The following is a 6,845-nucleotide window of genomic DNA, read 5'->3' as shown; positions in this document are numbered from 1 at the left end:
GCGATGGTGCTCACCGCCCGCGGCCCCGAGCAGCAGTCCAAGGGCACCGACACGGTGGGCGCGTGGATCAACCTGTGCCTGGCGACGGGGCGGGCGGTGAGCACCATCGCCGCCTCCGGCTCGCAGAACAGCCGTACGGCTTCCCGGAGCCGGGGGACGGGCACCCCCGTGACCCGCTCCACGTACTCCGGCCAGTGCGCCATCGCCGCGGCCCGGGCCTCCTCCCAGCCGGTGGTGCGCTCCCGGATGTACGCCTCGTCGGTGCGGCCCTCGGCGACGACCAGGTGCAGCAGCCCGAGGGCCAGCGCGAGGTCGGTGCCGGGCCGGGGCGCCAGGTGCAGATCGGCCTGCTCGGCGGTCCTGGTGCGGCGCGGGTCGACGACGACCAGCGTGCCGCCGTTCTCCCTGAGGCCGGTGAAACAGCGCAGCGCCGGCGGCATCGTCTCCGCCGGGTTGGCCCCCACCAGGATCACGCAGCCGGTCCTGGACACGTCCTCCAGCGGGAAGGGCAGCCCGCGGTCCAGGCCGAAGGCCCTGATGCCCGCGGCGGCCGCCGACGACATGCAGAAACGGCCGTTGTAGTCGATCTGGGAGGTGCCCAGCACCACCCGCGCGAACTTGCCGAGGGCGTACGCCTTCTCGTTGGTCAGCCCGCCCCCGCCGAACACCCCGACCGCGTCCGCCCCGTGCTCCGCGCGGGTCCGGCCGAGCCCCTCCGCGACCCGGTCCAGCGCCTCCTCCCAGGAGGCCGGGACCAGCGCGCCGCCCCCGGACCGCACCAGCGGGGAGGTCAGCCGCACCCGGGAGGAGAGCACGGCGGGCGCCGTGCGCCCCTTCCCGCACAGCGCGCCCCGGTTCACCGGGAAGTCCGCGCGCTCGCCCACCTCGACGGTGCCGTCCGGCGCGGGCGTCAGATTCATCCCGCACTGCAGGGCGCAGTAGGGGCAGTGCGTGGGCGTCACGGTGTTCCGCATGCGGTCCAGCCTGCGCCGCCGGTGTTACGCCGCGCACCGGTCCCCGTTACACGGCCGGTACGGCGCCCTCCCCGCCGGCCGCGGGGCGCGGTGAGGCGTCCGGCGCTCTCACCCGACCGCCCGTGCGGACGCGTCGGCCAGCGCCCGCTCCACCCCCGGCTCCTTCGGCCCCAGGAACCGCGGGTCCGGGCGGAACGTCAGGTCCGCCGCCGCCTTCCCCGCCGCGAGGATCTCCCGGACGCCCCCGTAGTACCAGACGAGGTCGTGCCGGTCGTCGACCCCGACGCCGTACGAGGTGACCCCGGCCGCCCCGCACAGCGCCACCGCCCGCCGGATGTGGAAGCCCTGGCTGATGAGCACCGCCCGGTCCACGCCGAAGACCTTCTTCGCGCGGACGCACGAGTCCCAGGTGTCGAAGCCCGCGTAGTCGCTGACGATCCGCGCGTCGGGCACGCCGTGCCGGGTCAGGTAGGCGCGCATCGCGTCCGGCTCGTCGTACTCCTCGCGGCTGTTGTCGCCGGTGACCAGCACCACCTCGATCCGCCCCGCCCGGTACAGCTCCGCCGCCGCGTCCAGCCGGCGGGCGAGGTACGGCGACGGCTCCCCGTTCCACAGTCCGGCCCCGAAGACCACGGCGACCTCGGTGCGCGGCACGTCGGCGGTCGTGCGCAGCCGGCCGTCCGCCGCCAGGTGCAGCCACGTCGCCGGCAGCAGGGCCAGCACGCACGCCGCCATCACCGCCTGCGTCAGCCGCCGCCGCCCCGTGCGGGTGCGCGGCAGGCGTGGTCTGCGAACTCCGAAACGGCGCATCGGACGGCCCTCCCCGGTCGGTCCTCGACGGGGAGAGACGCCCCACCGCGCCCCCCGGTTCACGCGGCGCCCTGTGACCCGCTTCACGGGAGGGCGCACACCCGCAGGTCCAACGGCCTCACACCCCCGCGGCCCGCACCGTGAGCCGCCGGAAAACGCCCGTCACCGGCGCGCAACGGCCGGGCAACGCGCCGCGGCGATCCTCGGTGCATGACGGCGACGCACCTCGACACCACGGCGGACCCCGCGGACCGGACCGGCACCGGGCTCGCGGGACGGCCCGGCCCACCGGACGGGCGGCGCCGCCCGGTGCCGCCCGCCCTCGTCGTCGTGGCCCACGGCAGCCGCGACCCGCGCGCGCCGAGCACCGTACGGGCGCTCCTCGACCGCGTCCGCGCCCTCCGCCCCGGCCTGCCGGTGCACCTCGGTCACATCGAGCTGAACGCGCCCCTGCTGCCCGACACGCTCGACGAGCTCGGCGCGCGGGCCACCGGGTCCGCCGTCCTCGTCCCGCTGCTGCTCGGCCGCGGCTTCCACGTCAAACGGGACATCCCCGAGATGGCCGCCCGGGCCCGGCCGCACCCGCGCGTGGCCGCCCCGCTCGGCCCGCACCCGCTGCTCGTGGATGCCCTGCACGCCCGCCTGACCGAGGCCGGCTGGCCCACCCGTACGGACGACGGGACGCGCCGCGCGAGCGGGGTCGTGCTCGCCGCCGCCGGGTCCCGCGACCCCGAGGCGAAGGCCGACACCGGCCGCACCGCGCGCCTGCTCGCCGAACGCCTCGGCGTCCCCGTCGTCCCCGCCTACGCCTCCGCCGCCGCCCCCACCGTGCTCGACGCCCTGCGCGCCCTCGCCGCCCGCGGCCGCCACCGGGTGGCCGTCGCCTCCTGCTTCACCGCCCCCGGCCGCTTCGCCACGGAGTGCGCCGAAGCCGCGCCGTGGATCGCCTCCGCCCCCCTGGGCGCCCACCCGGCGGTGGCCCGCCTCCTCCTGCACCGCTACGACCAGGCACGGGGGACGGCTCCCACGGCGGCTCCCGCACCGGTCCCCGCACCGGTCCCCGCACCGGCGTGAAACGGTCGCCGACATCCCGTATGTCGGTGGCTGCGTCTACTGTCGGCACATGGAAGGCATCGCATCCGACACCCCCCTGGCCCCGCAGCCGTCCGAGCACCACGTCCCGCCCGCCGGATACGACCCCGCGGCCGTCGAGCGGTGGGCCACCGAGCCCGACAAACGCCCCGGCCGCACCGCCTTCCAGCGCGACCGCGCGCGCGTCCTGCACTCCGCGGCCCTGCGCCGCCTGGCCGGCAAGACGCAGGTCGTGACCCCGGGGACCTCCAGCCAGGTGTGGGACGCCAGCCCCCGCACCCGCCTCACCCACTCCCTCGAATGCGCCCAGGTCGGCCGCGAGCTCGGCGCCGCCCTCGGCTGCGACCCCGACCTGGTGGAGGCCGCCTGCCTCTCCCACGACCTGGGCCACCCGCCCTTCGGGCACAACGGCGAGCAGGCGCTGAACGAGTTCGCCGAGGACTGCGGCGGCTTCGAGGGCAACGCCCAGTCGCTGCGCCTGCTCACCCGCATCGAACCCAAGCGGTTCGTCACCGACCCGGCCACCGGCGACCTCACCAGCGTCGGCCTCAACCTCACCCGCGCCGCCCTCGACGCCGCCACCAAGTACCCCTGGCCCCGGGGCGCCCACCCCACCGACCCGGCCTCCCCGAAATTCGGCGTCTACGAGGACGACCGCCCCGTCTTCGACTGGGTCCGCAAGGACGCCCCCGGCACCCGCACCTGCTTCGAGGCCCAGGTCATGGACTGGGCCGACGACGTGGCCTACTCGGTGCACGACGTGGAGGACGGCCTGCACGCCGGCCACATCGACCCCAACCTCCTGCACGCCGACCCCGAGCGGGAGGCCGTCTTCGCCGTCGCCGTCGGCCGGTACGTCGACGCCGGCACCGACCCCGCCGAACTCGCCGAGGCCCTCGACCGCCTCCTGGCCCAGGAGTGGTGGCCGCACGGCTACGACGGCACCGCCGTCGCCCAGGCCCGTCTGAAGGACGCCACCAGCCAGCTCATCGGCCGCTTCTGCCTCGCCGCCGAGGGCGCCACCCGGCAGGCGTGGGGCAGCGGGCGGCTCACCCGGTACGAGGCCGAGCTGGTCGTGCCGCGCAGCACCCGCATGGAGTGCGCCGTCCTCAAGGCGGTCGCCGACCGGTACGTCATGCAGCGCGCCGAACAGGAGCGGCTCCGCGCCGACCAGCGGATCGTCGTCCTCGAACTGGCCGAGGCGCTCACCGCCCGCGCCCCCGAGGGGCTGGACCCGCAGTTCCGCTCCCTGTTCGACCGGGCCCCCGACGACCGCGCCCGCAAACGGGTGATCGTCGACCAGATCGCGTCCCTCACCGACGCCTCGGCCCGCTCGCTTCACGCCCGTCTCACGGGGCAGGGATGAGACAGGGATGAGAGGGGACCGATGAGACGGGAGAGACGCGAGCACGCCCGAAGGTGACCCTGCGTGGCCTGATCGGGTCACCACCCCTTCCCGCACCACACTGCGTGCGGGACGCTCGCAGATGGCGGCACCCACAGTGTTCTCCGGGGGACACCCCCGGATCCCGGCAGGAGGCATCAAGTGGTCGACGCGGATCAGACATTCGTCATCGTCGGAGGCGGCCTGGCCGGCGCGAAGGCGGCCGAGACGCTGCGAACGGAGGGCTTCACCGGCCGCGTGATACTGATCTGCGACGAACGCGACCACCCCTACGAGCGGCCGCCCCTGTCCAAGGGCTACCTCCTCGGCAAGGACGAACGCGACGGCGCCTTCGTGCACGAGCCCGCCTGGTACGCGCGCCACGACGTCGAGCTGCACCTCGGCCAGACCGTCGACGCCGTCGACCGCGCCGCGAAGACCGTCCGCTTCGGCGACGACGGCACCACCGTCCGCTACGACAAGCTGCTGCTGGCCACCGGCGCCGAACCCCGCCGCCTCGACATCCCGGGCACGGACCTGGCCGGCGTCCACCACCTGCGCCGCCTCGCCCACGCCGACCGCCTCAAGGGCGTCCTGACCTCCCTCGGCCGCGACAACGGCCACCTGGTGATCGCCGGGGCCGGCTGGATCGGCCTGGAGGTCGCGGCGGCGGCCCGCGAGTACGGCGCGGAGGTCACCGTCGTCCACCGGGGCCAGACCCCGCTGCACTCGGTCCTCGGTCCCGAGCTCGGCCAGCTCTTCGCCGAGCTGCACATCGAGCGCGGCGTCCGCTTTCACTTCGGCGCCACGCTCACCGAGATCACCGGGCAGGACGGCATGGTCCTCGCGGCCCGCACCGACGACGGCGAGGAACACCCCGCGCACGCGGTCCTCGCCGCCATCGGCGCCGCCCCGCGCACCTCCCTCGCCGAGGCGGCGGGCCTGGAGCTCGCCGACCCCGCGGACGGCGGCGGCGTCCTCGTCGACGAACGGCTGCGCACCTCCGACCCCGACATCCACGCGGCCGGCGACGTCGCCTCCTTCCCGAACCCCCTCTTCGGCGCCCGGCTGCGCGTGGAGCACTGGGCCAACGCCCTCAACGGCGGCCCGGCGGCGGCCCGCGCGATGCTCGGCCGGGAGGAGGTGTACGACCGGGTGCCGTACTTCTTCACCGACCAGTACGACCTGGGCATGGAGTACTCCGGCTGGGCGCCCCCGGGCTCCTACGACCAGGTGGTGATCCGGGGTGACGCGGGCAAGCGCGAGTTCATCGCGTTCTGGGTGCGGGAGGGCCGGGTGCTGGCCGGGATGAACGTCAACGTGTGGGACGTCACGGACCCGATCCAGCGGCTGATCCGCTCCCGGACCGCGGTGGACACGGAGGCGCTGGCGGACCCGCACGTCCCGCTCGAAAGCCTCGTGTCCTGAGCGGCCGCCCGCCCCGTGCGGTGCTCCCCGTCCCGGGGGTGTCCGACCGCCCGCTTAGACTTCACCCGTGGCAGGACGGATCAACGACGAGGACGTGAAGGCGGTACGGGACGCGGTCCCGATCGACGCCGTGGTGTCCGAGTACCTCCAGCTGCGGAACGCGGGCGGCGGCAACCTCAAGGGCCTGTGCCCCTTCCACGACGAGAAGTCGCCGTCCTTCCAGGTCAGCCCGAGCAAGGGACTCTTCCACTGCTTCGGCTGCCAGGAGGGCGGCGACACCCTCACGTTCGTGATGAAGATCGACCACCTCTCCTTCTCCGAGGCGGTCGAGCGGCTGGCCGCCCAGGCCGGCATCACCCTGCGCTACGAGGAGGGCGGCTACAACCCCGCCCACCAGCGCGGTGAGCGCATCCGCCTGGTCGAGGCCCACAAGATCGCCGCGGAGTGGTACGCGGAGCAGCTCGCGACCTCCCCCGAGGCCGAGACCGGCCGGGTCTTCCTCGCCGAGCGCGGCTTCGACCAGGCCGCGGCCCGGCACTTCGGCGTCGGCTACAGCCCCCAGGGCTGGGACCACCTCACCCGCTACCTGCGCGGCAAGGGCTTCAGCGACAAGGAGCTGATCCTCTCCGGTCTCTCCCAGGAGGGCCGACGCGGTCCCATCGACCGCTTCCGCGGCCGGCTGATGTGGCCCATCCGCGACATCGGCGGGGACGTCGTCGGCTTCGGCGCCCGCAAGCTCCACGACGCGGACAACGGCCCCAAGTACCTCAACACCCCCGAGACGGCGATCTACAAGAAGTCCCAGGTCCTCTACGGCATCGACCTGGCGAAGAAGGAGATCGCCAAGTCCTCCCGCGCGGTCGTCGTCGAGGGCTACACCGACGTCATGGCCTGCCACCTGGCCGGCGTCACCACCGCCATCGCCACCTGCGGCACCGCCTTCGGCGGCGACCACATCAAGATCCTGCGCCGGCTGCTCATGGACAACGGCAGCGCCCGCGTGATCTTCACCTTCGACGGCGACGCGGCCGGCCAGAAGGCGGCCCTGCGCGCCTTCGAGGACGACCAGAAGTTCGCCGCCGAGACCTACATCGCCATCGCCCCCGACGGCATGGACCCCTGCGACCTGCGCCTGGCCAAGGGCGACGAGGCCGTCG

Annotated in this window: 6 protein-coding genes; 4 read left to right on the top strand and 2 right to left on the bottom strand. The window is 74.7% G+C overall.

Annotation, left to right across the window (positions count from 1 at the left end):
- On the bottom strand, nucleotides 1–974 hold a 974-nt coding region (locus B7L92_RS29725), incomplete at its 3' end, for a molybdopterin oxidoreductase family protein (protein ID WP_159461069.1).
- A 108-nt stretch (nucleotides 975–1,082) separates the two neighbouring features.
- Nucleotides 1,083–1,784 carry a SanA/YdcF family protein gene (locus B7L92_RS29720; protein ID WP_081240453.1) on the bottom strand — a complete coding sequence of 234 codons (702 nt, stop codon included), beginning with the start codon at nucleotides 1,782–1,784 and terminating at the stop codon, nucleotides 1,083–1,085.
- A gap of 210 nt (nucleotides 1,785–1,994) precedes the next feature.
- On the opposite strand from B7L92_RS29720, the gene B7L92_RS29715 reads away from it, so the two are divergent.
- The 4 genes from B7L92_RS29715 to dnaG form a co-directional block, all read left to right on the top strand.
- On the top strand, nucleotides 1,995–2,858 hold the full coding sequence (locus B7L92_RS29715; RefSeq protein WP_081240452.1) for a sirohydrochlorin chelatase: 864 nt from the start codon (nucleotides 1,995–1,997) through the stop codon (nucleotides 2,856–2,858).
- Between the two features lie 49 nt (nucleotides 2,859–2,907).
- A complete protein-coding gene (locus B7L92_RS29710) occupies nucleotides 2,908–4,242 on the top strand; it encodes a deoxyguanosinetriphosphate triphosphohydrolase (RefSeq protein ID WP_081240451.1) in 1,335 nt (444 codons plus the stop codon).
- A gap of 180 nt (nucleotides 4,243–4,422) precedes the next feature.
- Nucleotides 4,423–5,688 (top strand): NAD(P)/FAD-dependent oxidoreductase, encoded by a 1,266-nt coding sequence (locus B7L92_RS29705; RefSeq protein ID WP_081240450.1) that lies wholly within the window; start codon nucleotides 4,423–4,425, stop codon nucleotides 5,686–5,688.
- 67 nt (nucleotides 5,689–5,755) lie between these two features.
- A partial coding sequence (gene dnaG / locus B7L92_RS29700) for a DNA primase (RefSeq protein WP_081240449.1) occupies nucleotides 5,756–6,845 on the top strand: 1,090 nt, incomplete at its 3' end.

Origin of the sequence: Streptomyces viridosporus (genome assembly GCF_002078235.1) — a bacterium.
GTDB classification, from domain to species: domain Bacteria; phylum Actinomycetota; class Actinomycetes; order Streptomycetales; family Streptomycetaceae; genus Streptomyces; species Streptomyces viridosporus.
Note: the sequence above shows the minus strand (reverse complement) of the source record. Positions and strands in the feature narration are given on the sequence as shown.

What these genes read in the sequence shown, in the direction of transcription:
- B7L92_RS29720 (WP_081240453.1), bottom strand. Translation starts at nt 1,784, where the DNA reads ATGCGCCGTTTCGGAGTTCGCAGACCACGCCTGCCGCGCACCCGCACG.
- B7L92_RS29715 (WP_081240452.1), top strand. Translation starts at nt 1,995, where the DNA reads ATGACGGCGACGCACCTCGACACCACGGCGGACCCCGCGGACCGGACC.
- B7L92_RS29710 (WP_081240451.1), top strand. Translation starts at nt 2,908, where the DNA reads ATGGAAGGCATCGCATCCGACACCCCCCTGGCCCCGCAGCCGTCCGAG.